The following is a 26,396-nucleotide window of genomic DNA, read 5'->3' on the forward strand; positions in this document are numbered from 1 at the left end:
AACCCCCAATTAAAGCCATACTTCCCCTATACCTCCCCTATGGATACGGTATACATTCCCCGTAGATACTCCGTTAAAACGACAAAATCTAAGAAACCATTGTATTTTTCAAAGAATATCAATTTAATCCAATTTCTATCAAACTTACCATTCTCGATTTCTTATCCTGTATCTGCATTATCTTCCACAATAATCATCATAAAAAAAGTTTTGCCAATTCGGAAGACAGGAAAAATTCGTATCTTAATACATTGAAAACTAAGTAATTGCGACAAAATTCAAGATTCCTTCAGTTTTTAACCCTTACCTTTTGATTTAATTCAGTTTCCTGACGTACAAGAATAGCCTATGATGAAAATCTTATTGATAGAGGACAATTAGGAACTGATCAGCACCATCACTGATTATCTTTCTTCACAAGGAAATATCTGTTAAACATATAGCATTGAGCTTGGTTATACTGTCGATAAAGAAAACATCCACGCTATCCGCATTGATTTTGGAAAAGCACTTCAAAATTGAATCAGCATGTGATGATACCTTTATGACATGATTACTAAACCAACTACCAAAGTGTCCCAGATCAGATTCATTTTCTTTTTGACAATTAGCTTTTTTTCCCTGAGCTCATTGACGTACGCACAAACTTTCACAGTAACGGGCACCATCAGCGAAGATGGCTCCGGACTTCCTCTGGAATTTGTTCAAGTGGCACTTTTTACCTCAGCTGACCAAAGCCAGCCTGTAAGTTTTTCAGATACCGATCAAAACGGGAAATTTATCCTTAAAGTACCTGAGGGAAATTACCTCTTCAAAGCATTTTTCATAGGTTATGATGATCTGGTCATGGAAAGTGTCTTGGTAACCGGACAAAAGGACTTGGGGACCATCAATATGGTATCACAAAACCAAAACCTTGAAGAAGTAGTGGTCAAAACGGACAGGCTGCCGATAAGGACCAGTATGGAAGGCATAACCATCACACCTGAAAATAACCTGGCCAATATCGGTGGAACATTATTGGATATTCTCAGGAACACCCCCTCCATCTCTGTTTCCGAAGACGGCAGCATTTCCCTCCGCGGTAGTACCGGAACCAATGTCCTGATCAATGGGAGAAATTCTTCCCTGACCCAAAATCTTGACCAACTGCCTGCAAGTGCCATTGATGAAATCAGAATCATCAACAATCCCAATGCAAGGTATGATGCAGAAGCCGAGGGAGGGGTAATAGATATTATCCTCAAAAAAGGAACCGATCTGGGAACCCATGGAGGAATTGAAGGAACATACGGAACCAGAAACCGGACCAATCTGGGAGGTAGGCTTAACCATAGAAATGCCAAGTGGAATACTTTTGTAGGCTATAACTACAGGGACTGGAAAAATATCGGAGACAGAAGAAATACCCGTGTTCTATTTGAGGACCAGGAAGTCCTGACACAAAACACCTCCAGTTCAAGTAGAAATGCAGGCCATAATTTGACCTATGGAGCTGATTACTTTTTCGGCAACAATGTCATAAGTTATGAAGGCGTATTCCAATCAAGTCTGGACAGACAGGTCAATACCCTGTTTGCAGAACTAGAGAGAAGTGGTACTGCAGCCCGTTCCTTTGATTATGTAAGAAGAAACAGGGAAAGCGAAACAGATAAAGGTCTGGACAATGCCTTGATTTTTGAACATTCCTTTAAGGAGAAAGGCCACTTGTTCAGGTTGACTGCCAGTAACTCATTAAGAAATCAGTTCAAAACCCAGGAAATCGATATTTTCAACAATACTTTAAATCCTATTCCGGAAAACCTCAGTGGTCAGGAGCTAGCTTACATTGATGAAAACAGAAATATATCCGTATTTCAGGCAGATTATATCCGTCCTACAAAATCTGGAAAATTCGAAGCAGGCCTGAAATCAAATCTCAGAAAATTCGATAATGACTACCGATACCTGAGATTCAATGAAACAGCCGGAGGCTTCTTGGAAGACGAAAGGGTAAGTAACCGCTTTATCTACAAAGATCAGATCCATGCAGCCTATGCCCTGATTTCAGTATCCAAACCCAAGTTTGAATATTCATTGGGACTAAGGGGAGAACTCACTTTTGTTGACACCTATCTCGAAAACACCAACGAGCAGAATAAACAGAATTACTTCAATCTTTTCCCAAGTGTTCAGGGATTGTACAACCTAAATGATATCCATGCCATTAAAGCTACCTACAGCAGGCGAATAGACAGGCCCACTGCCTGGAGGCTCAATCCATTTCCGGATATAACCGATAGCTTAAATGTAAGAAGGGGAAATCCTGCCCTTCAGCCCGAAATGATCAATTCCCTGGAATTGGGGCATATTGCGAATTTTAAATCCTCCAGCCTGACTACCAACTTGTTTTACAGAAAAGTGAACGGACAATTGGACTTCATCACGATTGTGGAAGATGGTATTTCCTATTCCCAGCCTGACAACCTACTATCTGCGCAATCCTACGGATTGGAATGGATAGGAAGCAGTGAAATCAGCAATTGGTATGCTATCAATGGAGGCTTTACCATTTACAGGATTCAGGTGGACGGTTCCAACATCAGTGAGGAGTTCACCAATTCAGGTTATGCCTGGAACTTAAAACTGATCCAGGATTTCAAGTTGCCTTTTGGCCTGAATTTCCAACTGGCCGGAAATTATGACTCACCTGAAATCGAGGCACAGGGAAGGGATCTGGCCCAGTATTATTTGGATGGAACCATTCAAAAATCCGTTTTTAATGATAAGGGAAGTGTGGCCATAAGCGTAAGGGATGTTTTTGACACCAGAAGATTTGCCGGTAATGCACTGACCAATTCATTTTCCCAGGAGTTTTATTCCAAACAGGAAACCAGAATTTTGTTAATGTCCTTAAGGTATAATTTCTAAAAAATAATCCTTTTATTTTAGGTGTAGCTTATAAAAACGCCTTTTTGAAATTTATCCGCTGTCCTGCTTCTCCAGAAGCAGGACTTCTATAATCAAACAGACCTTTTCTATTCATTACCTCACCCTAACCCTTCTCCTAAAAGTAGAGGGACTATCCGTTCCAACAGCAATAACTATTGTAACAGGGTCACAACCTATAGGTGTCAAAATCACAATATAAACAGCAAAAAGTCGTTCAAAAGGAGTTATAAATCGAAAAAAGAGATACGGACCCAATAGGGAATACTAAATCCACAAGATCAAATGCAACTTTTTGAGTGGTAATATTTTTGAAACAACATATTTGCATTTCAACTATATAATTTTGAACGTAATTGTATTATTAAATAAAATAACATAATTTATTTTATAATTCAAGAGCAATTGACGTATATTTATGAAACTTAATCCATTTTATTATACGACCAAACCAGCTTGATATGCCCCAAGTAAAATCTAAACCGACGAGAATTCACACCAGCAGACTGATTGCCAACCTTTTTTCGGACAACATTCAAGCCAGCAAGCTCTTTTATGAAAGCGTACTGGATTTTAAAGCCGAATTTGAAAGTAATTGGTACATCAACCTGAAATCAAATGACAGTCTGATCGAAATCGGTCTTTTCCCGAAATCCACCGATTTGATCCCAAAAAATTATGTGCAGTCCCCCTCAGGAGTAAATCTGTCCTTTGTCGTGAACAACCTCGACGAGGTTTACGAAAGAGCTGTGAATGCAAATGCCAACATTGTACAAAAACCTGAAAACGAGTTCTATGGTCAAAGAAGGCTGTTGATCGAAGACCCCAACGGTCTCCTACTGGACATTTCCAGTAGAATAGATTAAATATCGAATATTACCCCAACTGAAAGGACCGGACAACCCGGTCCTTTTTATTTTTCCGGTATGGCCTACAACCATCCCTTTGATATCACGGCCCTTCAGGCCTTTTCAATTCAAAAAATCTTTTAACTTTTCCCTTTCCTCTTAATCCCTTTCCGACGTCCGCCTTCAGACATCCCTCTTAATGAATCCCTTAATACCTGAACTCCTTAATGGTTCAAAATCTCCGATTAACCTTTCGACCTCCGCCTTATTAAATATTCCACCAATACGTAAACTTCAGGGCCACCGACCTGTCCTTTACATAAAAAGGAGCCGGTAAATAATTATCCGTAAAAACCAGGAAAATATCTGAAGCAGGCTTAAACCGCCACTGCAAGCGTGTATTGAGGTTCACATTCTCAATCTGCTCATTATATTGGACAAAAGCCGTCACAAAGAAATTATTGGTCAATGTAAGATCTAGCCTCGGACCTATCAGCCAAAACCTGGTGATCCCCCACGTTTCTGGTAGGTGGATTTCATTGTAGTTGGCATTAAGCACCAGGCTAAAATACGGCTGAAACCTGTAACCCATTTCCCCTGTCAAATTGTACCGGTCACCATCTGCATAATATCCACCCATCCTGGTGGAGAAGGCATAAGTGAAAATACTCTGAGGCTTGGAAGTATACTCGGTACCCCAGGCAAACCACCTGTGTTCTGTCCCAGTGGCCAAGGTGTCTCCGGAGAAATTGGTAGGATCAAATGGCCTTAGCAACTTGATATAATCCCTTGCGCCCCAGACCACTAAATTGCTTTGACTCCTGAACCTGATTTTGTAAGAAAGCCAAGTCTCGTTGTCGGTTTGATCTAACTTGGTATCATAAAACATCCTGGAATTGAACTCTGGACCATGACTGAGGATTTTCTTGCTTTTTGGGAAAAACAAATAACCCACACTTGGGTGGAATTTGAAGAAACCAGTCCTAGGAACGTAGCCTACCTCTGCCGTATAATTTTCCGAAACGTACTCATGCTGCCAATTCCAGTAAAGATTCCCGCTTGTATATCTCAAATTGGCAGCATGCACCCAGCCATCATTCCCCTTTGTAGGATTGAAAGACTTAAGGAAAAATGCCTTCCCTGTCCATAGGTTATTGGAAGATGCCAGATTGTATTCCAATCCCACATTCCTGTCAAACTCCGCATATCCTGGTTTATCATAATCCGTTGGTGACCTGAACAGGCCCACTTGCCTATTGACAAAAATGGCTCCTATATTGGATCTGGAAAACACCCTTCTTTGCAGTGAGACCACAGAGAAATTCTGTGCATCCAATTGGTCGGCTTCCACCTGTCCTGTCTGCATGGTCATGGCACCAACCCGCCAATCTTTATTGATCCTACCACTGAACCTTGCTCCAGCTTGAATCGGCGCATTCAATCCAATCCTCCGGGAGAAGAATGGTCGGATGGTCTCATATCCAAAATTGGCGAAGAGATCCCCATTCTCGAGGAAAAACTGTCTTCTTTCTGGAAAAAACAATTCAAACCGGTCAAGATTAGTCACTTGCCTATCTACCTCTACCTGTGAAAAATCAGGATTGACGGTAAGGTCCAGGTTCAGCGCTGAACTGATACCTACTTTTGCATCAAGTCCATAGTCGTACCTGTAATCTGCAGGTTGCCCTTCACGGACATTTTGACGAACTCCACCAAGACCATAAGGGATGATGGAGATATTCGGACCTGCAACAGGGGGCGGATTATCCCATACCAAAGTGCCGGTATAGGCCAAAGAAGCAGATGGAAACTGTCTAGGTACAGGAGCCCATCCTGATTTCTCAGTTGTCTTCAAGTCCATACGACTGAAATTGATCCCCCATTCGGTGATTCCAGGCTTATAACGGATGGACTTAAAAGGAATTGCCGCCTCAAAAATCCATTTATCCTCGTAATTTTTAACCTTGGAAACCCATTTGTTATCCCAACTCAGGTCAATCTTTCCTCCGTCATACATGATCCCGTCCCATTGCGCACCTGCTGCATTGGCTCCAAAAGAAAACCCGTTCAGTAAATCATCAAAGGGATCCATAAAAAGTAAAAAGTTGTCATTCTTCCCGAAATTGAAATCTCTTCGCAATGATTCAACCATATAAGGTCCTTCCACAGCATGATGGTTAACGACGATCAAATAGAGATTCTTATCATCATATGCCATTCTCACGTCCGTCTGAACCTTTGAAAAACTGGTATCCATGGGCGTAATCATAAAAAAATCGCTAGCAATATCTGCTTCCAACCATGTTTTTTCTTCCATCACCCCATCTATGTGGATCGGCTCATCAGTCTTATAAATTTGTAACTTATAATTGGAGTTAATTTTTTGGGCAAATGCTAGGGATGTCAAACTCTCAAAGAGCAAAACCAGAAATATGGCCTTTTTCATTCGTACTGGGTAAGAAATAGGTTTGGGTTGCCACAAAGTTAATTAAGAATAAAAACGATCCCCTATTATATTTTTTCAATTACTGTTTATTGGTTAAGAGCGGAGATAAATAAGAATATCCATCCTCAAAGAAGAAAAATCTAAAAGCTCCCCGTTAAAAAAAACATGACAATTGTCATATTTTTTGAAAAATACCCTGTACAGGGGATATTTTGGTAAGTTCGGGATACGTATTTTTGGATAATTATAAAGGCAATTTTTTTCACGGTTTTTTATAAAATTTCTGGGGGAAGTTGAAAAACACTTTGTCCCCCTTTATTTTTTTATGAAAGACATGCCTCAGCCATTATCTGTTTATCCTCGAACCCCTCTTTATATTCCTAAATCCTTTTGTTTCCAAAAAAATCCATTCTCTCCCATCTGCCACAGGTTTAGCCCATTTTATTTTGGAATTTGAGATTTGAACCTTGGCTATTGTTCCAGCACCCAGCATCCAACTTCCGACATCCGACTTCGGTCATCCAACTTCCGACTTTCTTAATGAACCCCTTAATTTCCTTATCTCCTCAATGTTTCAAAAAATCTCCGATACTCCACGACATCCGACTTCGGTCATCCAACATCCGACATCCCTCTTCCAGACATCCCTCTTCCACTCACCCTTACACCTTCCAATCAAAATATCTGATTCGGTAACATTGCATAGCCATTTCCCCCAATTTGGCAGTCAATTGATAATTGGCCACCGCTCCAACACCCGCACCTATAATTGGAATCAACTGGGCCAATTTGGCAAGGTCCATATAATCCCTGTACTCCAACTGAAAATCCTTCCAGTCAAATTCCTCGATCTCTTTTGGTAAATTTTCGGCGAAATCATCCCATTGCTCAATGATTTTGACCGTCGAATTCCTTGTTTCCTGACTGGCAAAGGTGAGCTTGAAAATATAAAGCATAAACAAACGCTCCCTTAAATCCTTCACATCATACCCATAGGCAGCCGCAATTTCAAACAACATCTTCATCTTGATGGTCAAAAATGCCGGAAAGTCAGCCAATCCCCAAAGGATTCCTCCAGCACCTGTAATGGCACCTTCAGCAGAAGCTGTATTCTTATATATCCTGATGATTTTCTGAACTTTCTCTTCTTTTTGCCTCAAACTATTCGCAGAAAGCGGTTTGGGAGTGATAAACTTTGTCCCAAATAAGACCCCTTTGACCATGTTTTCTATAGCAAAGGTGATAACCTTATGAACCTTTTCCGGTATAAGGTCATTAATCGCACGCTGAGTGCCCTTGGTCAATTTATTGACAAATGAAGGACGCTTCTTAGTCTGAACCAACCAGGCACTCAGCTCTGCAAGTGCTTTTTCCTCATAAAACTCTGTAACGGAATCCAAGTATTTCTGAATTTGGGATATAATTATCCCTATAAACAGTTTTCCAAGGAAAATAATTGCATATTCGAAATCAGATTTTCAAGATCTTTTTCCCCCATCTCCCTCACTACCAATAACCTTGAATTGCCCAAATCTATATAACCGTAATCATAACAGTACAAACAGGCCATATTATTGCCAAAAGGCGTTATATGGGTATGATATCTAAAATTGAACCCAAGTAAGGACATCCTGTCTTTTAAAATCCGAACACTTTCTACCCCATCCTCTAATATTTGACTAAGAATCTTACGGTTTCTAAACAAAGTAGTATTAACCGCCTTGATCTCATCATCCCGTTCACCCTTTCTGCCGTTATTGAAACTGCTTCTACAGCCATCCCCACAAAACTTTTTGTCCGCCCTACCGAAGATCACCGATCCACAATAGCGGCATTGTCTCTTTAAATTGTGCATAAAAAATGAGTTAAAGGTTTGAAAATAATCCACTTATATAATTGAGCACAATTTACAGTGAGAAAAAAAATGACGCAATACCCATTTATGGGTATTTTTATAAAATATTTAATAAATCATGTGATTTATATATGTTTTACTGCCCACAAATTAATTTAAATCTACAAATAATTGTCATAAATAAAATTTATCAATTCAAAAAGCTTCATTTTTGACCTTCCTTACCAAGTCCATGGTTTATCAATCCTGAAAAATCTCAGGAGATCATTTCAAAAAAAAAGGAGTGAAAAGGTCCTCATAACCATTATCACTCCCTTTTAAATTCACCCATCTTTAGCAACGCTATCCCCCTAAAATCAATAAACACTGTTGCTCAGAATGAAAACAACATTTTACTTTTTCAGGAAATCCCTCAAAACATAATGGAGAATCCCCCCATTTTTGTAGTATTCAATTTCTATTGCTGAATCCAACCTACAAAGCACATCAAAATCCACCACACTGCCATCTTCTTTCTCAGCTTTGACCTGAAGGCTTTTTTGAGGCGACAAACCATCACTTATACCTACAATACTTAATTTTTCTTTACCGGTCAAACCCAGACTTTCGGAATTTTCCCCGGGCAGGTACTGCAAAGGCAATACCCCCATCCCTACCAGGTTACTTCTATGGATCCTTTCATAACTTTCCGCCAAAACTGCTTTTATGCCCAACAAATTGGTACCTTTTGCAGCCCAATCCCTGGAAGAACCGCTTCCATATTCTTTCCCAGCCAATACTATCAGTGGGGCACCTGATGCCAAATATTTCCTTGAAGCATCATATACGGTCATTTCTTCCCCACTTGGAATATGGGTAGTATAGCCCCCTTCTTTTGATGCCAATTGATTTTTGATCCTCACATTGGCAAAAGTTCCTCTGACCATCACCTCATCATTTCCCCTTCTGGAGCCGTAGGAATTAAAATCCTTGCGCTCCACTCCTCTTGAAACCAAATATTGGCCTGCTGGACTACTTTCTGAGAAAGAACCGGCAGGAGAAATATGGTCCGTTGTAATGGAATCCCCAAGTTTGAGTAAAACATATGCCCCATCGATATTCTTAGGATCCTCCACTGTCTCTGATATCTCATTGAAAAATGGGGCCTCTTTGATATAGGTACTGTCATCAGTCCATTGATAAATTTTATCCTTGGGGGCCTCTAATGCTTTCCAGATATCATTCCCTTCAAATATTTCACCATAACTCTTGGCAAAATCACCGGGAGAGAGCACCTTGGACATGACCTCGAAAATCTCATCATTGGAAGGCCATAAATCTTTGAGATACACTGGCTCAAGATTTGGATCATAACCCAAAGGTTCATTGACCAGGTCCACATCAACCCTTCCGGCCAGGGCATAAGCCACCACCAACATAGGAGACATGAGGTAATTCATCTTCACCTGTGGGTGTACCCTGGCTTCAAAATTCCTGTTGCCCGAGAGAACCGAACTCACCACCAGATCATTCTCTTCTACTGCCTTGGCAATATGTCTTGGCAAAGGACCTGAATTACCGATACAGGAAGTACAGCCATATCCGACTACATGAAAGCGAAGGGCTTCCAAGTCATCTAAAAGATTGGCTTTCTCCAAATAGTCTGTCACAACTTTGGAGCCTGGTGCCAAGGAGGTTTTCACCCAAGGCTTCACATCCAAGCCTCTCTCTCTAGCTTTCTTCGCTACCAATCCAGCTCCCAGCATTACTGATGGGTTTGAAGTATTGGTACATGAAGTAATAGCAGCAATGACAATGGAGCCATCATGCAGGGCAAACTTCTCATTGTTCATCTTTACAACCACAGTCTTCAGCCCGTTTTTGACCTTGGTTTCGTATTCCACATCAGCATTTCCAGAACTTCTACCTTCTGATGGCTGACTGCCACCTTCTCCATACCAGCGGCCAACATCTCTTTTGTCAATAGGGATATATTCCCTTCCGTGAACATTCTCCAATAACTCGCTGAACTTATCCTTAAACTCCCTTACCAAAATCTTATCCTGTGGCCTTTTTGGTCCTGAAACAGTCGGTTCAACGGTACCCAGATCCAACTCCACTACCGAACTGTATCTGATTTTGTCTTCACCTTGCCTCCATAGCATATTGGCCCTGCAATAATCTTCCACCAATTTGATCTGCTCTGCGGAGCGATTGGTTTTGCCCATGTAATCCAATGTCCTATCATCAATCGGGAAATAAGTGACCGTACAGCCGAATTCAGGAGACATATTGGAAATGGTGGCCCTATCTGGTACTGTAAGTGTATCCAAACCTGGACCAAACACCTCCACAAATTTGCCCACTACGCCATGTTTTCTCAATAAAGCTGTAATGGTCAATACCATATCGGTTGCTGTGGTGCCTAAAGGCAATTGGCCAGTCAACTTCAACCCCACAACCTCCGGCATGATGAAATAGATAGGTTGTCCTAAAATAGCTGCTTCCGCCTCTATACCGCCTACTCCCCAGGCCACTACGCCTATTCCATTGACCATAGGGGTATGGGAATCTGTCCCTACCAAGGTATCCGGAAAAACATTGCCGTCTCTTGCAATAACTCCCTGGGCCAAATATTCAAGATTCACCTGATGGCAAATACCCATCCCTGGAGGAACTACCGAAAAATTATCAAATGCCTTTTGGGCCCATTTCAAAAACTGATAACGTTCGCCATTCCTTTCGTATTCCACCTCTACATTTTTTTGGTAAGAATAGTTTGTGCCAAAATAGTCCACTTGCACAGAATGGTCAATGACCAAGTCAACCGGAATCAGTGGGTTTATTTTTTGGGGATCTTTCCCTTTCCTGACAGCTTCTGCCCTCAATGATGCAATATCCACCACGGCTGGTACACCTGTAAAATCCTGCATCAAAACCCGAGCAGGTTTAAATGGAATATCTTTATCTGAAGGTTCAGGAGTCCAAGAGGCCAAGGTTTCTATATGCTCTTTGGTAACACCAAAATCATCAAAATTTCTTAAGGCATTCTCTAAGAGAATCCTGATGGAAAATGGAAGACTTTCAATATGGAAGCCCGCTTCCTGAAGGGCAGACAAACTCCAATAGCTGAAATTTCCTTTGCTGGTTTTGAGCGTTTTTTTTGATTGAAAAGGATCTCGAGACATAGCTGTTGTTTTGGTTAAATGAAACAAATCAAAATAAAAAGTATATAAATTTAACCATTTAACCTTTGAAATGATTCAATCTCTACAGGAAATTCGCATAAAAGCAAAAAACGCAGGATTTACACCCTGCGCTTCAAAATATCTATCTTTAGTATGAATTTATTGCTCTTGATTCGCCTTGTTCATTCTTTTGAATCCTCTTCTGAAAGGCCAGGTGTATTCCAATGCTTCCAAACCCCTATTAAGGTTCATGGTAGAACTATCAGCATAAATAAGGGTGTTTTTCAGTCTTGATGCAAATTCCTCATCGTTCAGAATCATCCCCAAAGTGTTGTCTCTGTCACTCAACTTACTAGTCACATCATTCAGGTTATTGGTCAGCACATTTGCATTATCTGCTGTTGCCTGCAAGCTTTCAATTGAGCCCTGCAACGACTTATACAATTCTTTGTCGTGGGTCAGGTCATAAATCAATGTTCCTTCTTCATTCAGCGTAGCGGCAAATTTATTTAACTCTATCAGCATTCTGTTACTGTTGACTGAAGCCCTATCCAAGTTGGAAAGGATATTTTTAAAATTATCAGCAAGCACAGAATCAGTCATGACCGCGCCAACTATTCCGTCCCCTTGAGCAATCTTGCCAGTCAGTACTTTCAAGTTCTCAGTAATGGTCACCAGGTTCTTATTGTTCTCCTGTAAAGTCTCCATCATCTTGTCCGTATCCAAAGGCATTTCAGCCATTAACCTGTCTCCGTCTTCCACAGGAGGAGCCTGGGTAGTTCCGCCATATATGACTATGATTTTGTTACCGATCAGCCCATCTGAACTGATCGTCGCTTTAGAGTCTTTTCTGATATAATCTTTCACCTTTGACTCCACAGCCATGACTATCTCCACCTGAGAATCGCCATAAAAATTAATATTGCGAACAGTTCCAATTTTCACACCTGAAAACCAAACGTTATTGCCTGTCTGCAATCCGGCCACATCATCAAAAACAGCATTAAGGCGGATACTCTTAACAAATTTTTTCTGTTGACCACCCAAGGTAAGCACCCCTGTAATAAAGATGATAATGCCAATCAGGACGAAAATGCCAACAATGACGGATTTTTTATTATCGTTTCTCATTATCGAATGAAATTATAGTCATAAAATGATTTTATTCTTGGGTCAGTAGCACCTTCGAATACTTCTTCGAAACTTCCTACTGCCTTAAACTGTCCCTCAATCAAGACCGCCATCCTATCACCTGTTTGTTTGGCACAGGTGAGGTCATGGGTAATCACAATAGAGGAAGTCTTGTACTCTTCCCTGACCTGATTGATCAGATTATTGATATCGATACAGGTAGTAGGATCCAATCCTGCAGTCGGCTCATCATATAACATGATTTCCGGATTCAGGATCAAGGTTCTGGCAACACCTATCCTTTTTTTCTGCCCTCCGGACAGCTCTGCAGGCATCTGATTGATCGTCTGTGGAAGCCCTACTGAATCCAACAGTTGTTCCACCCTGTAATCAATCTCTTTCCGGCTCAGGTTCTTAATGTTTCTGGTCAAAGGAAATTCTAAATTTTCCCTCACTGTCATACTGTCATATAGTGCCGAAGCCTGAAAAGCAAAACCGATTTTCAACCGTAGTTTATTGAGATCTCTTAAACTCAATTTGGAAATATCCTGACCTAGGATCTTCACCACCCCCTCATCCTGTTTCAAGAGCTGTACCATTATTTTGATCAGCACGGATTTTCCTGTTCCGGATTTACCCAATACGACGAGATTTTCGCCCCTATACAAATCCAAATCAACCCCTCTGAGGACTTCATTGTCCCCAAAAGCTTTATACAATCCCCTGATTTCTACAACTGTCTCTCTCATAACTTAAGAATATCTTATGGCATTGACAATCTGAAGTGCCAAAAGCTCTTCAATAAAGATCAGAAACATGGACATGACCACAGAAGCATTAGCAGCCTTTCCAACTCCTTCTGTTCCTTGGGTAGAATTATAACCCTTATAGCATCCCACTATTCCTATGGTAAAACCAAAAACCAATGATTTGATGATGGAAGAGAAAATGTCAAGGAAAGAAATAGACTCAAATACCTGAACAAAGAAGGTAGAAAGACTGACCATCTCGTTTTGATTCACATTGATGAATGACCCCATCAAAGCGACAAAATCCGTGTACATCACCAATACAGGAATCATTAATGTTGTGGCCAAAGTTCTGGTGATAACCAAATACTTGAAAGGATTGATCGCAGAAACCTCCATGGCATCGATCTGTTCCGTAACTTTCATGGAACCGATCTCGGCACCAATACCCGACCCGACTTTACCTGCTGCAATCAATGCTGTCACCAATGGGCCCAATGCCCTTACAACTGCAATGGAAATCAATGCAGGTAACCAAGAAGTGGCACCGAATTCCGCAAGTGATGGACGGGATTGGTTGGTAAATACAATCCCAATAATAAACCCTGTCAGTGAGATTAGCGGAAGGGACCTGTACCCTATCTCGTAACATTGTCTAAGTATTTCTTTAAACTCATAAGGAGGAAACCAAACTTCCTGAAAAAACCTCTTGACAAACGCAAAGGCGTCGGCCAGGCCTCTGAAAAAATTGTCTGTTTTCTTACTGATGATCGGTCGGTTATCTTCCATATCTAATTACTTGTCGATCTTTTGGCCCGCTAAATTAGGAAAAATGAATCAGCTTATGGCAATATTCCCAAGATCTCTGCCATAATTTCATTTTTCAACGGCTTCACCAAAAAACCCGACACCATACTATAATTTAAACTCATTTCAATATCCGATGGGTCCATGGATGAGGTCAGCATCTTAACCTCGATGTCAATGTCCTTTTCTTTTAACAAATCCAGAAAATTCCATCCTGTCATCTCTGGCATATTGACATCCAAAATCAACAGATCCGCATCGTTGTCTTGCAGCCAATCCAATGCATTAAAAGGATTTTCAAAAAAGAAAAGTTCTATATCCGGCTTAATCCGCAATAAATTCTTGCGGTTGATCATGTGCTGAATGGTGTCATCATCGACAAAAATGACTCTATTGATTATATTACTCATGACTATCTTACCACTTGTAAAATGATTTTCAAACAAAGATTTCACCATACCCCATAACCATCCAAACCTGCTCCTTACGGTGAAAAACATTCCAATCTACAAAATATAAAAACATAAATTCTCCGAGCTATTTAAAAATTTACCCAAAAACATATTTTAGTCATACCTTAATTTTTTAGCGTAACCATATTTAGTCATACCTAAATTGAATTTAAAAATCTATCAATCAATTATTTAAATAACAAAACATAAACTATTTTAGAATGGTAAACGTCTTTCAAAAAGCTCATGATATTAATACTTTTTTAACAAAAAAGAAAGACAAACCTAAACCAATCAATAGGTTATTTACCTGCCTTTTCGGTCGAAATTAAGTTAATTTTAAGCTGGAAATAATTGTAAAATGAACCCACAATTTCTCCCGCCCCCTAGCCTTCTTACCTGTAAAAACTTAGAGAAATTCATCTTACGGATTACTGTTGCAAACTAACTTTTTGATTAGATTGCCTTCCGGTTCAATTGTAACACTTATGCAAGAGAGTAAAAAAACGATCAGTTTGAGAAATAGAATTCTGGAAATCCTATTGTTTTTCAAGGACAGATTTGACCTCCATGAAGGAAAGGAAGACGAGCTGGAAACCATAGATTATATCCGAAAAAACATAGAGTTCAAAGGTGCAAATTTATGGATTTTGATATTCGCCATTTTTGTGGCATCAGTTGGCCTCAATGTCAACTCTACTGCAGTGATTATTGGCGCCATGTTGATCTCCCCCCTGATGGGACCTATCATGGGTATTGGCATGGCTGCCGGCATCAACGATTTCGAACTACTCCAAAAATCATTGAAGAACCTGGGAATTGCCATCTTGATTTCCATCCTGACCAGCACCATTTACTTTTCCTTCACCCCATTGGATGATGCCCAATCAGAATTATTGGCAAGAACAGAGCCAACCATTTGGGATGTACTGATCGCCCTGTTTGGAGGGCTTGCCGGTATCGTGGCTGGATCTAGAAAAGAAAAAAGCAATGCTATCCCGGGAGTTGCCATCGCTACTGCTTTGATGCCTCCTCTTTGTACAGCCGGATATGGCTTGGCCACCGCCAATCTGTATTATTTCTTTGGGGCATTCTACCTATTCTTTATCAACTCTGTTTTCATCAGTCTTTCCACTTACCTGATCGTTAGATTTATGAAATTCCCGAAAAAAGAATTTCTTGATCCAAAAAGGGAAAAAACTGTAAAAACCTATATCACGATCTTCACACTTTTGACAATCGTGCCAAGTGTTTACCTGGCATACAATATTGTAAAACGGACCTTTTGGGAAAAAGCCGCCAATCAGTTTATCAGCACTGAATTGGACTTGCCGAGAACACAAGTGATTTCTTCTGTCCTACGTTATGATGCAGACAGCAGCATCATTGAAGTCAGCCTAATCGGTGAACGAATCAATGATGAGGAAATAGAAACAATGTCCAGAAAATTGCCTGCCTTCAACCTCAATAACACCCATTTGAAAATCAAACAAAGTGGTGATTCCGGCACAGACATGAATGTACTTCGATCTGACATTTTAAAAGATCTCTATGAAAGAAATGAGCTACTGATCCAGGACAAGGATAAAAAAATTGCATTACTTGAAAGAGAATTGGCTGAATATGGTAACAGCAGTGCCCAGGTTCTCGACATTGCTTCTGAAGCAAAAGTCAATCATCCTAACCTGCTAAATTTCACGATGAACAGGTCTGTAATGGCCAATCTGGAGAAAAACAAACAGGACACCCTACTCTTGGCCTATGCTAAATTCAGAAACAGGCCCAACCAACAGGAACAGAAAAGATTCGAGACTTGGCTTAAATTAAGAACGAAAGCAGATTCTGTTGCCTTGATCGTCAATTGATCATCAGCACTGCTTTACATGATAACAAACAATAGATTTAAAACTGTTTGAAAAAATAACACTGTTTAATAAAGCCTAAAATTGAGAAATCCTCCATATTCAAGACAGCCTTAGGGCAGGTTAAGGGCAGGTATTTCCCTCCACCATGAATGGCTTCCAATGACAGATTACTGGATATATCACCTTGAGTGAAGCGAAAGCCTGCCCTGTAGCATTACGGTGGGGTCTCCCAAGATAGCGGAGATGCTTCACTTCGTTCGGCATGATGCGTAATTTTGTCATTACTCTTTCTGTGCTTTTTCCAAAATTTTAAATTCTCAGGGTGACGATTCGTTCAATTTGTTTTTAATAGTTTTAGAAATGGACAACAAAAAACGGGAATGCCGCGGCATTCCCCTTTTCAATATTCATAATAGTTATACTAAATGTATCTCCAATTATTTCTTGTCACTGGCTTTTCCTTTGCCGCCTTCTACTCCGGAACCTGAATCTGTTCCTGCTATAGAAGATCTCATATCAGTATCTGACTTGATATTTTCCATACGGTAATAATCCATTACACCCAATCTACCGGTTCTGAAAGCCTCGGAAATCGCTTTAGGAACCTCAGCTTCTGCCTGGATTACTTTTGCGCGCATCTCTACAGTCTTGGCTTTCATCTCCTGTTCCAGGGCAACAGCCATCGCTCTTCTTTCCTCAGCTTTTGCTTCGGCCACCTTAAGATCTGCCGAAGCCTGATCAATCTGTAGTTTCGCACCGATGTTGGTTCCTACATCAATGTCAGCTATATCGATAGATAAAATCTCAAAAGCAGTACCCGCATCCAGACCTCTTTCCAAAACCAGTTTGGAAATTTTATCAGGGTTTTCCAACACGCTCTTGTGGTTCTGAGCGGAACCAATAGAGGTAACGATTCCTTCCCCTACTCTCGCTAAAATAGTATCTTCGCCTGCTCCACCTACCAATTGGGCGATATTTGCCCTTACGGTCACTCTTGCCTTAGCGATCAACTGAATACCGTCAGCAGCTACGGCAGCTACATTCGGAGTATTGATCACTTTGGGGTTTACCGAAATCTGTACTGCCTCAAACACATCTCTTCCTGCCAGGTCAATGGCAGTAGCCTGCTTAAAGCTGAGATTGATATTGGCCTTATCTGCAGATATCAATGCCCTGATCACATTCGGAACATTTCCTCCTGCCAGATAGTGCGTCTCAAGTTCGTTGGTAGTAAGATCCAACCCAGCTTTGGTAGCCGTGATCAATGAATTCACAATCACACTTGGTGGAACTTTCCGGATACGCATTCCAATCAGCTCCCCTATACCTACACGCACATTGGCAAAAATGGCTGTGATCCATAAATTGACCGGAACGAAATACAAGAAAATAAAAAGAAGAATCAGGCCGGCAAATGCCGCGAATAAAATGAACGCCGAATCTGTAATATCCATAGTTTATGATTTTATGATAATTTTATTGTCCTCCAATTTAGTAATAAAAACATTTGAACCTACAGGAATAAATCCGGAATCGGATTTAACCTCATAAATATTGTCCCCAAATTCTGCCTTCCCGATCGGTTTGATGTCCGAAACTGCCTTGCCTGCCATCCCTACTTCCAGTCCAGCCAATCTCTCATCAAAAGAACGGCTGGTAATGGTGTCCTTTAAAGCAAATTTATTCCAAACTCCAGATCTAAACCCATAAACCAAAGCGATTAGGTTAAGTAACATGGCAGAAACAAGCACAATATACCCTACCTGTGCATCAAATTTCAGAAATGCAAAGTAGATTCCTCCTGCTGTCACCAACAATCCTATTATCCCCACCACGGTAGTACCTGGTACAAAGAGGATTTCTGCCAACACCAAAATTAGGCCTATAAGCAAGATCGAAATTAGGATAAACCAGGTCAATTTTTATTTCGTTTAGGTTTCAAATTATTATCAAACTATGTAATGGTAAAAGTACATTTTTTTCTGACAAACATTCAAATGAACTACGAAATAGAAAAGCTAATAAAGCATCTTAATATTTTTCCAATAAAACATTTAGTTTATAGAGATTTTAGAGAAAATAAATTTCATGTATACACTAAAAATTAATTTATTATTTGAATATATTTAGTTGACAATTCAACAACTTACCAAAACTCTTTATGCACTCAAAAACTTTCAAAGTTAAGCTGATAATTTTCGTGTTAATTTTCAGCACCCTTCTTGTATTCCATGGATATAGCCAAGGACTTACGCCACCTTCAGAGGGTAAATCTCTAGTTTATTTTGTAAGGTATAACCCTACAGGAGCTTTGATCAACTTCAAGTTTTTTGACGGTGAAAATTATCTTGGAAAATTCAACGGTACAAAGTATTTCGTCTATGAATGCGATCCCGGAAAACATGTGTTTTGGGCTGCATCGGAAAACAGGTCATTTGTAGAAGCGGACCTTGAAAACGGAAAGATTTATGTAATCGAAGTCAGACCAATGCCAGGAGCGATCAAGGCAGGCGTAAAACTTATCCCTATAGCCCCAGACAATGCAAAAGGGATGAAAAACATTAATAAACTGATAGCGAAAAAAGATCCTTTTGATCTGGACTCAAAAGACTTTTCAGATGAAGCTGAAGACCTCGGATTTTTTATCAGCAATGGCATGAAAAAGTACCAAACTGATAAAGAGAAAGACAAGTCAATCCCCCAATTACCTTCAAACTATTCCCACAATTAATTTTAAAAAAAAGATGAAGCTATCCCTGAGCTTAATTTTCAGCTTTTGCTTATTGGCAATTGCATCAAATACTTCAGCCCAAAACCTAAGTTCTCAAAAAGGGATTACATCCTTAGGGGCGGGTGTAGGCTTGCCCTATGGCGGTGTAATAGGTTTAAAGCTCAACCATAATTTGGCAGATAACTTTTCAGCCTTTGGTGGGATCGGTTATAATTTATTGGGGATAGGATTCAACGGAGGCCTTACCTATACAATCCCATCCTTTAAAAGTTCGGAGTTATATTTTACTGGAATGTATGGATATAATGCGCTTATCGATATAGAAGGAGTTCCAGAATATCAAAAAGTTTACTATGGGGCAAGTGTTGGGACTGGATTGAAATTTAATTCCTTGAGATTTGAAGGAAGATATTGGGATGTGGGAATTTTAGTACCATTAAAAAACGCTGCTTATAGAAATGACATAGAAGAGATAGAAAACAATCCTTTTATCACTATTGATTCAAAACCTTGGCCTGTGCAGTTTTATTTTGGATACCATATTCCTTTAAATTCAAGGAGTAGGAACAAATAAGTCTAAAATTGTAAAAGCCCATTTGAAAAAATCAAATGGGCTTTTACTTATATTACCTAAATCAATAAGCCCTGGCAAAATACACCCTTCCTTCAGAAGGTTTTCCTGTAAGGATACATTGACCAGCTTCTTCCTTCCTATCTATTGGAATACACCTGATAGTGGCTTTGGTCAATTCCTTGATTTTTTCCTCGGTCTCGGAAGTACCATCCCAATGAGCGGATAAGAAACCGCCTTTTTTCTCTATCATTTCCTCAAACTCTTCCCAAGTATTGACTTCGGTGGTCATCTCTTCCCTGAAATCAAAAGCCTTTTGGTAGATAGTATGCTGAATGGTATCCAATAACTGCACGATATATTCTTCTAAAACTACTTCTCCAAGCTGTACTGTCTCTTTGGTCAGGGTATCTCGTCTGGCAAGTTCAACTGTATTATTTTCCAAATCTCTTGGTCCCATAGCTATTCTCAATGGAACTCCTTTAAGTTCATATTCAGCAAACTTCCATCCGGGCTTATGGGTATCTCTGTTGTCAAAATGTACGGATATACCTTTAGCCCTTAATTTACCCATAATTTCCTTTGCCTTTACCGAAATTTTATCAAGCTCTTCATCACCTTTATATATAGGAACAATTACCACTTGAATAGGCGCAAGTTTTGGAGGCAACACCAATCCATTATCATCCGAATGGGCCATGATCAGGGCACCCATCAAGCGGGTACTGACACCCCATGATGTTCCCCAAACATATTCCAAGCCCCCTTCTTTTGTTGCAAACTTCACATCAAAAGCTTTGGCGAAATTTTGTCCAAGGAAATGAGAGGTTCCTGCCTGAAGTGCTTTTCCATCCTGCATCATGGCTTCTATGCAATACGTATCTTCTGCTCCGGCAAATCTTTCATTGGCACTTTTCACACCCTTTACCACTGGCAGTGCCATAAATTTCTCGGCAAACTCCGCATACACATTCATCATTTGAACGGTTTCCTCAATGGCTTCTTGCTTAGAGGCATGGGCCGTATGGCCTTCCTGCCATAAAAATTCCGCAGTCCTTAAGAATAGACGGGTTCTCATTTCCCACCTGACCACATTGGCCCATTGATTGACCAATAATGGAAGGTCCCGGTAAGACTGTATCCAATTTTTGTAAGTACTCCATATGACAGTTTCAGAAGTAGGCCTGACAATCAGCTCCTCTTCCAACTTTGCTTCCGGGTCAACAATCACCCCCTTACCATCTTCTGAATTCTTGAGGCGGTAGTGCGTGACCACTGCACATTCTTTGGCAAAGCCCTCAACGTGGCTTGCTTCTTTGGAAAGGTAAGATTTTGGAATAAAAAGCGGGAAATAGGCATTGGTATGCCCGGTCTCTTTGAACATTTTATCCAATTGTGCCTGCATTTTTTCCCAAATGGAATAACCATAAGGCTTGATCACCATACAACCCCTAACAGGGGAATTTTCAGCCAGATCGGCCCTTTTCACCAATTCATTGTACCACAAAGAATAATCTTCACTTCTTTTTGGCAATCCTTTACTCATAGTCTTTTTGTTGAATTCAAAATTCTATTTATCTTCGCTCAATACTGTGGGAGGCAAATATAAACCAAAAAATTATAACCCTCTCGTACATGTCACGTATATAACAGTAATTAGTAAAACCAAACAACATGAAGAACCTCAATAACATATTGTCACTTGGAGCTGGAGCAATCATACTGCTTTCCTCTTGCAGCACCAGCTACAATGCCATGAGAGGCGGAGAAAACGATGATTTGTATTTCATGGCCTCTGATGCAAGAGTAGCCACTGAATTTGCAGTCGCTAATAATAATCCGCAAACGTTCCAATCTTTGAATTCAACCAATTCTACAGAATTCGATCAGGAAAATTTCTCAGCAAGAAACGTCAACCCTGAGTATATTGCCAGGTACCAGACACAAACTGCAGCCGAAGATTCCGGTACAGTATATTTTGATGACAATGAGGTTCAGTCAACTCCGAATGTAAATGTCTATAATAATTTCTATGGCTCCGGTGCAGGACTTCCTGGCGGAGGTTTTGGGGCTAGCCGCTTCAATCTTAATTTAGGTTTTGGCTTCGGCTCTCCAATGTGGGGCTGGGGGTCACCAATGATGGGCTGGGGAATGCCAATGATGGGATTCTATGACCCATTCTGGGATCCATTCTGGGGATCTTCCTTCGGATGGGGCATGAGACCAGGATTCGGATGGGGAATGAGACCAAGCTTCGGATGGGGAATGGGATGGAACTCTATGTGGGGTTGGAATATGGGCTTCGGATGGGGCATGGGAAGCATGTGGGGCAACCCTTGGATGGGAGGCATGTACGGTTGGGGAATGAGACCAGGGTTTGGCTGGGGCGCTCCAATATTTGTCTTACCAGGTGGGGAAAACAACCGTCAGATCGTAAGAGGTGCTAGACCAGGAAGAGGTGCTACATCTGCTATCGCTGGATCAAGAGGAACAATGCCAAACAGCACTGCAGCCACAACTAGAGCAGCAAGACGTGAGGCCGCTACAGAAGGTAGAGGAATTACCCAAAATACAAGAACCGCAGGAAGAGATTTCAGTACTTCTCAAAATGAATATACCAGTGGCAGAAGCAGAGTAGCCAATACATCTGCTAACCCAGGCTATAGAAATACAGGTTCTGCAGCTGCAACAAGACCAAGTTCTAGAACAGGTATTTCAAATACCAGACCTGCATACAGCACTACTCCAAACACGAGAAATTCTTATGCAACGCCTTCCAGAAGTAACACTGGAACAATCAACAGAGGGAATACAAGATCCACCAGTCCTTCTTACAACAGAAATACAGGTGGTACCTATAACAATACAAGAACCGCACCTACACGAAGCACTATGCCAAGCAGAAGCGGGGGAATGTCCACACCAAGCAGAAGCAGCGGAGGCTCAATGATGAGTGCGCCAAGCAGAAGCAGTGGCGGTGGATTCAGCTCCAGCGGAATGGGCGGTGGTAGCCGAGGCGGTGGCGGTGGAGCTGTGAGCTCCGGAGGTTCAAGAGGAGGAAGGGGGAATTAATTCCCCCTTTTTTTTAGCCCTTTTCAAAATACAAGGCACATTATTTGATCTGCTAACAAGAGGATTTTATTCAAATTTTATATGAATTCAATAAAAAAAATATTCTTAGGCACTTTGTTGGGTATTGGTGTAATGAGCAGTGCATCTGCCCAAATTGGGTATTTCGAAGATGCCTTACGGTTCAGTCAGTTCAGATCCACCGGTTCAGCCAGGATTATGGGCTTAGGTGGAACACAGATGTCACTGGGAGGTGATGTCTCCAACATCCATACCAACCCAGCTGGTTTGGGCTTTTTCCGAAGATCAGAGCTTAGCCTATCCCCCACTTTTGGAACATGGAACAACGAATCAAACTTCCTTGGACAAATCCAAGAAGATAGAACAGGTAATTTTAGCGTCCCAAACCTAAGTTTTGTGATCAGCAAACCTAAAGGTCCTCTCACTACAGGTGCTTTCCGTGGTGGATCTTTTGGGATTAGTTTCAACAGGACAAATCTCTTCAATACGCAATTCGGGTACTATTCCGATTTACAAAGTGAAACCTCTATCATAGATTATTTCATGAGACAAGGAAGTGGTATTCCAGAAAGTCAAATTGAAAACTTTGGTTTGACAGGTTTGGCTTACCAAACTTATTTGATCAACCCTATCATTTTTGACAACAACGGAAATCCGATCAATAACCCCACTGAATATGACTCTTTTGTTCTAGGTTTTCCTTTTCAGGACGAAACAGTAACCACTGATGGTAGAATCAGTCAAACAAGCTTATCCTATGGGGCCAATTTTCACAACAAATTCTTCATCGGCGCAGGACTTGGCCTGACATCTTTGACTTACAACTCAAGGAAAATATTTGGTGAAGAGTTTATTGATGAGCCGTTGAGCACCACCCGTTTGGAGGAAAACCTTTCTATGGATGGCTTTGGTGCAAATGTGAATTTAGGGGTAATTTATAAACCAATTGAAGAAGTCAACCTCGGATTGAACTTCCAATCTCCTACATGGTACAGAATCAACGAACAATACGAAGCCAGAATGGTCAACCAATTCAATAATTATTACTTTGAACAGGAAGATATTGTTTTGGGAAGAGAGGAAGCGCAAACTCCAATTGTACTGGGCACCTATAACCTCAACACACCGATGAGACTTAGCGGAGGGGCTACTTTCTTTATTGGTAAAAACGGTTTTATCTCTGCTGACATTGACTACTTGGATTACAGTGCAAGCAGAATCAACTCTAGGGACTTTAATCCTGCGGAAGACAACCAGGAGATCAGAGCCTTATATGGCCAAACTTTCAATTACAGAGTTGGCGGAGAATTTAGACTTGATATCTTCAGACTGAGAGCTGGATACGCCTATTATGGAGATCCTTTTAGCGGAAGTCCGAACTTCGACAGAAGTACCCAGCAAATCAGCGGTGGACTTGGTGTCAGACTTGAAAAATTCTATGTTGATTTTGCATTGACAGGTATGGCATTTGACCAACTCTATAGCTCATACAACTATTTGGAAAATGGTGTAAATATAGGTCCTGTAACAGAGATCAGAAACAACATCACTTCAGGTATGTTGACCCTAGGGTTTAACTTCTAAAGTAAGCCATCAATTCAGACATCAAATGCTCAGTGGAAAGATCATCTCCACTGAGCTTTATTTTTGACTGCAAATAGTAACCTTCCCTTGATGCCAAAAGATTTTTCAATTTTAGGATAACCTCACCTTGACCTAATCCGGCGAACATGGGCCTTTTCCCCAATTGATCCTTAGAAAGCCGTCTTAATAGTTCCTCTAAGGATACTTCAAGGTAAACTGATACCGATTTTTCATTGATCAGTTCCATATTGTCATTGAAACAAGGAGTTCCTCCTCCTGTAGAAAGTACAAATCCTTCTATTCCCTCCAATACTTCTGAAAGGTATTGGCTCTCAAGTTCCCTAAATCTCCCCTCTCCTTCCTCTTCAAAAATTTCACTGATTTTTTTACCCGTTTCCTGTTCGATCAGATGATCTAAATCAATGAAGGTGAAATTTAACTGGCGGGCTAACTGTCTGCCAAAAGTAGATTTTCCTGCACCGGGCAATCCTACCAGTACTATTTTTAAAGGGGCTCTCATTATTTCATTAAGCCAATGACCTCCTCTGATGTGGGCGTATTTCTGTAATGGTATTTTTTCAGCACTACCCCTTCATTTAGCAACATCACACCAGGGTTAGACCTCATGATAGTCTTGATCACTGTCGCATCACCCTGAAATCCTTGTATCCCCCATTTTCTGTCAGAAATCAGGTCATTAATTTGGTCTTCTGAAGAAGCTGCAACCAAAACCGGAGTAATTCCCGAAGACTGAATCCCCATAACCATTTCATCAATCTTATAGAGATGTTCAGTATCCATTTTTGCGATACTGACAACTAGAATAACCGCTTTCTTTCCGATCAGTATTTCTTCTGTATAGTCTCCCTCACTGGTCCATACAGCAAAATCAGAAATTTTGGGCAGGGCATCTTCGTTGACCAATTTCATTTCGACAAACTCATATGAATCATCACTTGGATATTGATCAAAAACAAACTCTTCCCCTCCTTTTCTCATCACATAACTATATTCAAGCGGAGCAGAAGGCAACATGGCTTCTTGAATATTTACGCCTTCTTTGTAAGCCCTGAAATCTATAAACGGAAGATTACGGATCGCAGTGACAGATAGAAGTACGGATAAAACCAAACTCACGCGTACGGTCCATTTGGCCCAATTGGCACCATCATTACTCAGATCTTTTCGGAAAACAAATAAAACTCCAATCAGCACAAGTAAAATCACATCTTTGGTGAAGGATTCCCAAGGTGTCAATTTAATCGCATCCCCAAAACATCCACAATCTGTCACCTTATTGAAATAAGCAGAATAAAATGTCAGGAAAGTGAAAAAGAGGATCATCAAGGACAGGGCCCAAACAGTAAATCTTAATCGGACTCCCACAATCAGCATGATGCCCAAAACGACTTCTGCTACAACCAGAAATACTGCTAAAGGCAAGGCAATATCTTTAAATATGTAAAAGAAAGAAGCAATATCGTTAGAGAACACATCAAAATATTCTTCAAGTTTGATGGCTGTACCTACAGGATCATTCACCTTGATCAATCCTGAAAATATAAACAAGCCTCCAACAAATAAGCGAATGATAAACAGTATGGTATTTTTAAACATGATGATATCCTAATTTGATTAAACAAAACACTGCGTAATTAATCATGTCCTGATAATTGGCTTCAATGCCTTCAGAGACCAAAGTTTTTCCCTGATTATCTTCGATCTGCTTCACCCGAAATAATTTCATCAGGATAATATCAGTCATCGAAGAAACCCTCATATCCCTCCACGCTTCCCCATAGTCGTGATTTTTATTTTCAAGAAGTCCTCTCGTCTCTTTTACCCAATGATCATACAAGGGTTCAAGATCCTCATAGGATAACTCAAGGCGTTCATCGTCTTTCAAACTGATCTGAATGAGTGCAATCAGGCAGTAATTGATAATCCCCTCAAACTCGCCGACAATAGGGTCATTGACTTTTTGGTTGCCTTTTTCCTGAATGGAACGGATCCTCTGAGCCTTGATAAATATCTGATCTGTAATGGAAGGCAATCGTAATATCCTCCAGGCAGTACCATAATCGAAGGTTTTCTTCTTAAAAAGTTCTTTACAAAGGCGTATAACTTGATTATATTCGCTGACCGTTTCCGTTTTCAAAGCTTCAAATTTTA

Annotated in this window: 21 protein-coding genes; 7 read left to right on the forward strand and 14 right to left on the reverse strand. The window is 40.6% G+C overall.

The window, feature by feature from the left end; genetic code table 11:
* Positions 1-549: 549 nt before the first annotated feature.
* On the forward strand, positions 550-2,910 hold the full coding sequence (locus tag ACFFIP_RS19075; protein ID WP_382389389.1) for a TonB-dependent receptor: 2,361 nt from the start codon (positions 550-552) through the stop codon (positions 2,908-2,910).
* Positions 2,911-3,389: 479 nt separating this feature from the next.
* On the forward strand, positions 3,390-3,794 hold the full coding sequence (locus ACFFIP_RS19080; RefSeq protein WP_382389390.1) for a VOC family protein: 405 nt from the start codon (positions 3,390-3,392) through the stop codon (positions 3,792-3,794).
* Positions 3,795-4,044: 250 nt separating this feature from the next.
* On the opposite strand, the gene ACFFIP_RS19085 is transcribed toward ACFFIP_RS19080, so the two are convergent.
* The 8 genes from ACFFIP_RS19085 to ACFFIP_RS19120 all read right to left on the reverse strand — a co-directional run bounded on the left by ACFFIP_RS19085 (position 4,045) and on the right by ACFFIP_RS19120 (position 14,341).
* The gene (locus ACFFIP_RS19085) at positions 4,045-6,222 is read right to left on the reverse strand and encodes a DUF5916 domain-containing protein (RefSeq protein WP_382389391.1); all 2,178 of its coding nucleotides are present in this window, start codon (positions 6,220-6,222) and stop codon (positions 4,045-4,047) included.
* 662 nt (positions 6,223-6,884) lie between these two features.
* Complete coding sequence (locus ACFFIP_RS19090; RefSeq protein ID WP_382389392.1) at positions 6,885-7,622, reverse strand: EcsC family protein; 738 nt, start codon at positions 7,620-7,622, stop codon at positions 6,885-6,887.
* 29 nt (positions 7,623-7,651) lie between these two features.
* Complete coding sequence (locus ACFFIP_RS19095) at positions 7,652-8,077, reverse strand: DUF2116 family Zn-ribbon domain-containing protein (protein WP_382389393.1); 426 nt, start codon at positions 8,075-8,077, stop codon at positions 7,652-7,654.
* Positions 8,078-8,469: 392 nt separating this feature from the next.
* Positions 8,470-11,244 (reverse strand): aconitate hydratase AcnA, encoded by a 2,775-nt coding sequence (gene acnA, locus ACFFIP_RS19100; protein WP_382389394.1) that lies wholly within the window; start codon positions 11,242-11,244, stop codon positions 8,470-8,472.
* 159 nt (positions 11,245-11,403) lie between these two features.
* A complete protein-coding gene (locus ACFFIP_RS19105; protein ID WP_382389395.1) occupies positions 11,404-12,375 on the reverse strand; it encodes an MlaD family protein in 972 nt (323 codons plus the stop codon).
* Complete coding sequence (locus ACFFIP_RS19110; RefSeq protein WP_382389396.1) at positions 12,375-13,124, reverse strand: ABC transporter ATP-binding protein; 750 nt, start codon at positions 13,122-13,124, stop codon at positions 12,375-12,377. Before ACFFIP_RS19110 ends, ACFFIP_RS19105 begins: the two co-directional genes overlap by 1 nt.
* Before the next feature lie 3 nt (positions 13,125-13,127).
* On the reverse strand, positions 13,128-13,913 hold the full coding sequence (locus tag ACFFIP_RS19115; protein WP_382389398.1) for an MlaE family ABC transporter permease: 786 nt from the start codon (positions 13,911-13,913) through the stop codon (positions 13,128-13,130).
* Between the two features lie 53 nt (positions 13,914-13,966).
* Positions 13,967-14,341 (reverse strand): response regulator, encoded by a 375-nt coding sequence (locus ACFFIP_RS19120; RefSeq protein WP_382389400.1) that lies wholly within the window; start codon positions 14,339-14,341, stop codon positions 13,967-13,969.
* Between the two features lie 530 nt (positions 14,342-14,871).
* On the opposite strand from ACFFIP_RS19120, the gene ACFFIP_RS19125 reads away from it, so the two are divergent.
* Positions 14,872-16,248 (forward strand): TIGR00341 family protein, encoded by a 1,377-nt coding sequence (locus ACFFIP_RS19125; protein ID WP_382389402.1) that lies wholly within the window; start codon positions 14,872-14,874, stop codon positions 16,246-16,248.
* Positions 16,249-16,685: 437 nt separating this feature from the next.
* Here ACFFIP_RS19125 and floA read toward each other — a convergent pair whose 3' ends face one another.
* Both floA and ACFFIP_RS19135 read right to left on the reverse strand, forming a co-directional pair.
* A complete protein-coding gene (gene floA / locus ACFFIP_RS19130) occupies positions 16,686-17,702 on the reverse strand; it encodes a flotillin-like protein FloA (RefSeq protein ID WP_382389403.1) in 1,017 nt (338 codons plus the stop codon).
* Between the two features lie 3 nt (positions 17,703-17,705).
* The gene (locus ACFFIP_RS19135) at positions 17,706-18,167 is read right to left on the reverse strand and encodes an NfeD family protein (RefSeq protein WP_382389405.1); all 462 of its coding nucleotides are present in this window, start codon (positions 18,165-18,167) and stop codon (positions 17,706-17,708) included.
* Between the two features lie 242 nt (positions 18,168-18,409).
* Here ACFFIP_RS19135 and ACFFIP_RS19140 point away from each other — a divergent pair, with 242 nt between their 5' ends.
* Together ACFFIP_RS19140 and ACFFIP_RS19145 are read left to right on the forward strand one after the other, a co-directional pair.
* Positions 18,410-18,979: a hypothetical protein gene (locus ACFFIP_RS19140; protein WP_382389406.1), complete on the forward strand. Its 570-nt coding sequence runs from the start codon at positions 18,410-18,412 to the stop codon at positions 18,977-18,979.
* Positions 18,980-19,151: 172 nt separating this feature from the next.
* Positions 19,152-19,553 (forward strand): hypothetical protein, encoded by a 402-nt coding sequence (locus ACFFIP_RS19145; RefSeq protein ID WP_382389407.1) that lies wholly within the window; start codon positions 19,152-19,154, stop codon positions 19,551-19,553.
* A 61-nt stretch (positions 19,554-19,614) separates the two neighbouring features.
* On the opposite strand, the gene proS is transcribed toward ACFFIP_RS19145, so the two are convergent.
* The gene (gene proS, locus ACFFIP_RS19150) at positions 19,615-21,096 is read right to left on the reverse strand and encodes a proline--tRNA ligase (protein ID WP_382389408.1); all 1,482 of its coding nucleotides are present in this window, start codon (positions 21,094-21,096) and stop codon (positions 19,615-19,617) included.
* A gap of 128 nt (positions 21,097-21,224) precedes the next feature.
* Here proS and ACFFIP_RS19155 point away from each other — a divergent pair, with 128 nt between their 5' ends.
* Together ACFFIP_RS19155 and ACFFIP_RS19160 are read left to right on the forward strand one after the other, a co-directional pair.
* The gene (locus tag ACFFIP_RS19155; protein ID WP_382389409.1) at positions 21,225-22,622 is read left to right on the forward strand and encodes a hypothetical protein; all 1,398 of its coding nucleotides are present in this window, start codon (positions 21,225-21,227) and stop codon (positions 22,620-22,622) included.
* An 81-nt stretch (positions 22,623-22,703) separates the two neighbouring features.
* Complete coding sequence (locus tag ACFFIP_RS19160; RefSeq protein ID WP_382389410.1) at positions 22,704-24,224, forward strand: OmpP1/FadL family transporter; 1,521 nt, start codon at positions 22,704-22,706, stop codon at positions 24,222-24,224.
* Here ACFFIP_RS19160 and ACFFIP_RS19165 read toward each other — a convergent pair.
* The 3 genes from ACFFIP_RS19165 to ACFFIP_RS19175 are packed head-to-tail and all read right to left on the reverse strand — an operon-like array spanning position 24,214 to position 26,382.
* Positions 24,214-24,744, reverse strand: coding sequence for a shikimate kinase (locus tag ACFFIP_RS19165; RefSeq protein WP_382389411.1), 531 nt, complete (start codon positions 24,742-24,744; stop codon positions 24,214-24,216). The two genes, ACFFIP_RS19160 and ACFFIP_RS19165, sit on opposite strands and share 11 nt — an antisense overlap.
* Positions 24,744-25,841: a BT_3928 family protein gene (locus ACFFIP_RS19170; protein WP_382389412.1), complete on the reverse strand. Its 1,098-nt coding sequence runs from the start codon at positions 25,839-25,841 to the stop codon at positions 24,744-24,746. The genes ACFFIP_RS19165 and ACFFIP_RS19170 overlap by 1 nt, the downstream gene beginning before the upstream one ends.
* Positions 25,834-26,382, reverse strand: coding sequence for a DUF1599 domain-containing protein (locus ACFFIP_RS19175; RefSeq protein WP_382389414.1), 549 nt, complete (start codon positions 26,380-26,382; stop codon positions 25,834-25,836). Before ACFFIP_RS19175 ends, ACFFIP_RS19170 begins: the two co-directional genes overlap by 8 nt.
* Between the last annotated feature and the right edge of the window lie 14 nt (positions 26,383-26,396).

This window comes from Fontibacter flavus, assembly GCF_042432905.1.
GTDB classification, from domain to species: domain Bacteria; phylum Bacteroidota; class Bacteroidia; order Cytophagales; family Cyclobacteriaceae; genus Fontibacter; species Fontibacter flavus.

Bases quoted from the DNA above. Each gene is read 5' to 3' on its own strand.
- ACFFIP_RS19075 (WP_382389389.1), top strand. From the start codon at position 550: ATGATTACTAAACCAACTACCAAAGTGTCCCAGATCAGATTCATTTTC.
- ACFFIP_RS19080 (WP_382389390.1), top strand. From the start codon at position 3,390: ATGCCCCAAGTAAAATCTAAACCGACGAGAATTCACACCAGCAGACTG.
- ACFFIP_RS19085 (WP_382389391.1), bottom strand. From the start codon at position 6,222: ATGAAAAAGGCCATATTTCTGGTTTTGCTCTTTGAGAGTTTGACATCC.
- ACFFIP_RS19095 (WP_382389393.1), bottom strand. From the start codon at position 8,077: ATGCACAATTTAAAGAGACAATGCCGCTATTGTGGATCGGTGATCTTC.
- acnA (WP_382389394.1), bottom strand. From the start codon at position 11,244: ATGTCTCGAGATCCTTTTCAATCAAAAAAAACGCTCAAAACCAGCAAA.
- ACFFIP_RS19105 (WP_382389395.1), bottom strand. From the start codon at position 12,375: ATGAGAAACGATAATAAAAAATCCGTCATTGTTGGCATTTTCGTCCTG.
- ACFFIP_RS19110 (WP_382389396.1), bottom strand. From the start codon at position 13,124: ATGAGAGAGACAGTTGTAGAAATCAGGGGATTGTATAAAGCTTTTGGG.
- ACFFIP_RS19115 (WP_382389398.1), bottom strand. From the start codon at position 13,913: ATGGAAGATAACCGACCGATCATCAGTAAGAAAACAGACAATTTTTTC.
- ACFFIP_RS19120 (WP_382389400.1), bottom strand. From the start codon at position 14,341: ATGAGTAATATAATCAATAGAGTCATTTTTGTCGATGATGACACCATT.
- ACFFIP_RS19125 (WP_382389402.1), top strand. From the start codon at position 14,872: ATGCAAGAGAGTAAAAAAACGATCAGTTTGAGAAATAGAATTCTGGAA.
- floA (WP_382389403.1), bottom strand. From the start codon at position 17,702: ATGGATATTACAGATTCGGCGTTCATTTTATTCGCGGCATTTGCCGGC.
- ACFFIP_RS19140 (WP_382389406.1), top strand. From the start codon at position 18,410: ATGCACTCAAAAACTTTCAAAGTTAAGCTGATAATTTTCGTGTTAATT.
- proS (WP_382389408.1), bottom strand. From the start codon at position 21,096: ATGAGTAAAGGATTGCCAAAAAGAAGTGAAGATTATTCTTTGTGGTAC.
- ACFFIP_RS19155 (WP_382389409.1), top strand. From the start codon at position 21,225: ATGAAGAACCTCAATAACATATTGTCACTTGGAGCTGGAGCAATCATA.
- ACFFIP_RS19160 (WP_382389410.1), top strand. From the start codon at position 22,704: ATGAATTCAATAAAAAAAATATTCTTAGGCACTTTGTTGGGTATTGGT.
- ACFFIP_RS19165 (WP_382389411.1), bottom strand. From the start codon at position 24,744: ATGAGAGCCCCTTTAAAAATAGTACTGGTAGGATTGCCCGGTGCAGGA.
- ACFFIP_RS19170 (WP_382389412.1), bottom strand. From the start codon at position 25,841: ATGTTTAAAAATACCATACTGTTTATCATTCGCTTATTTGTTGGAGGC.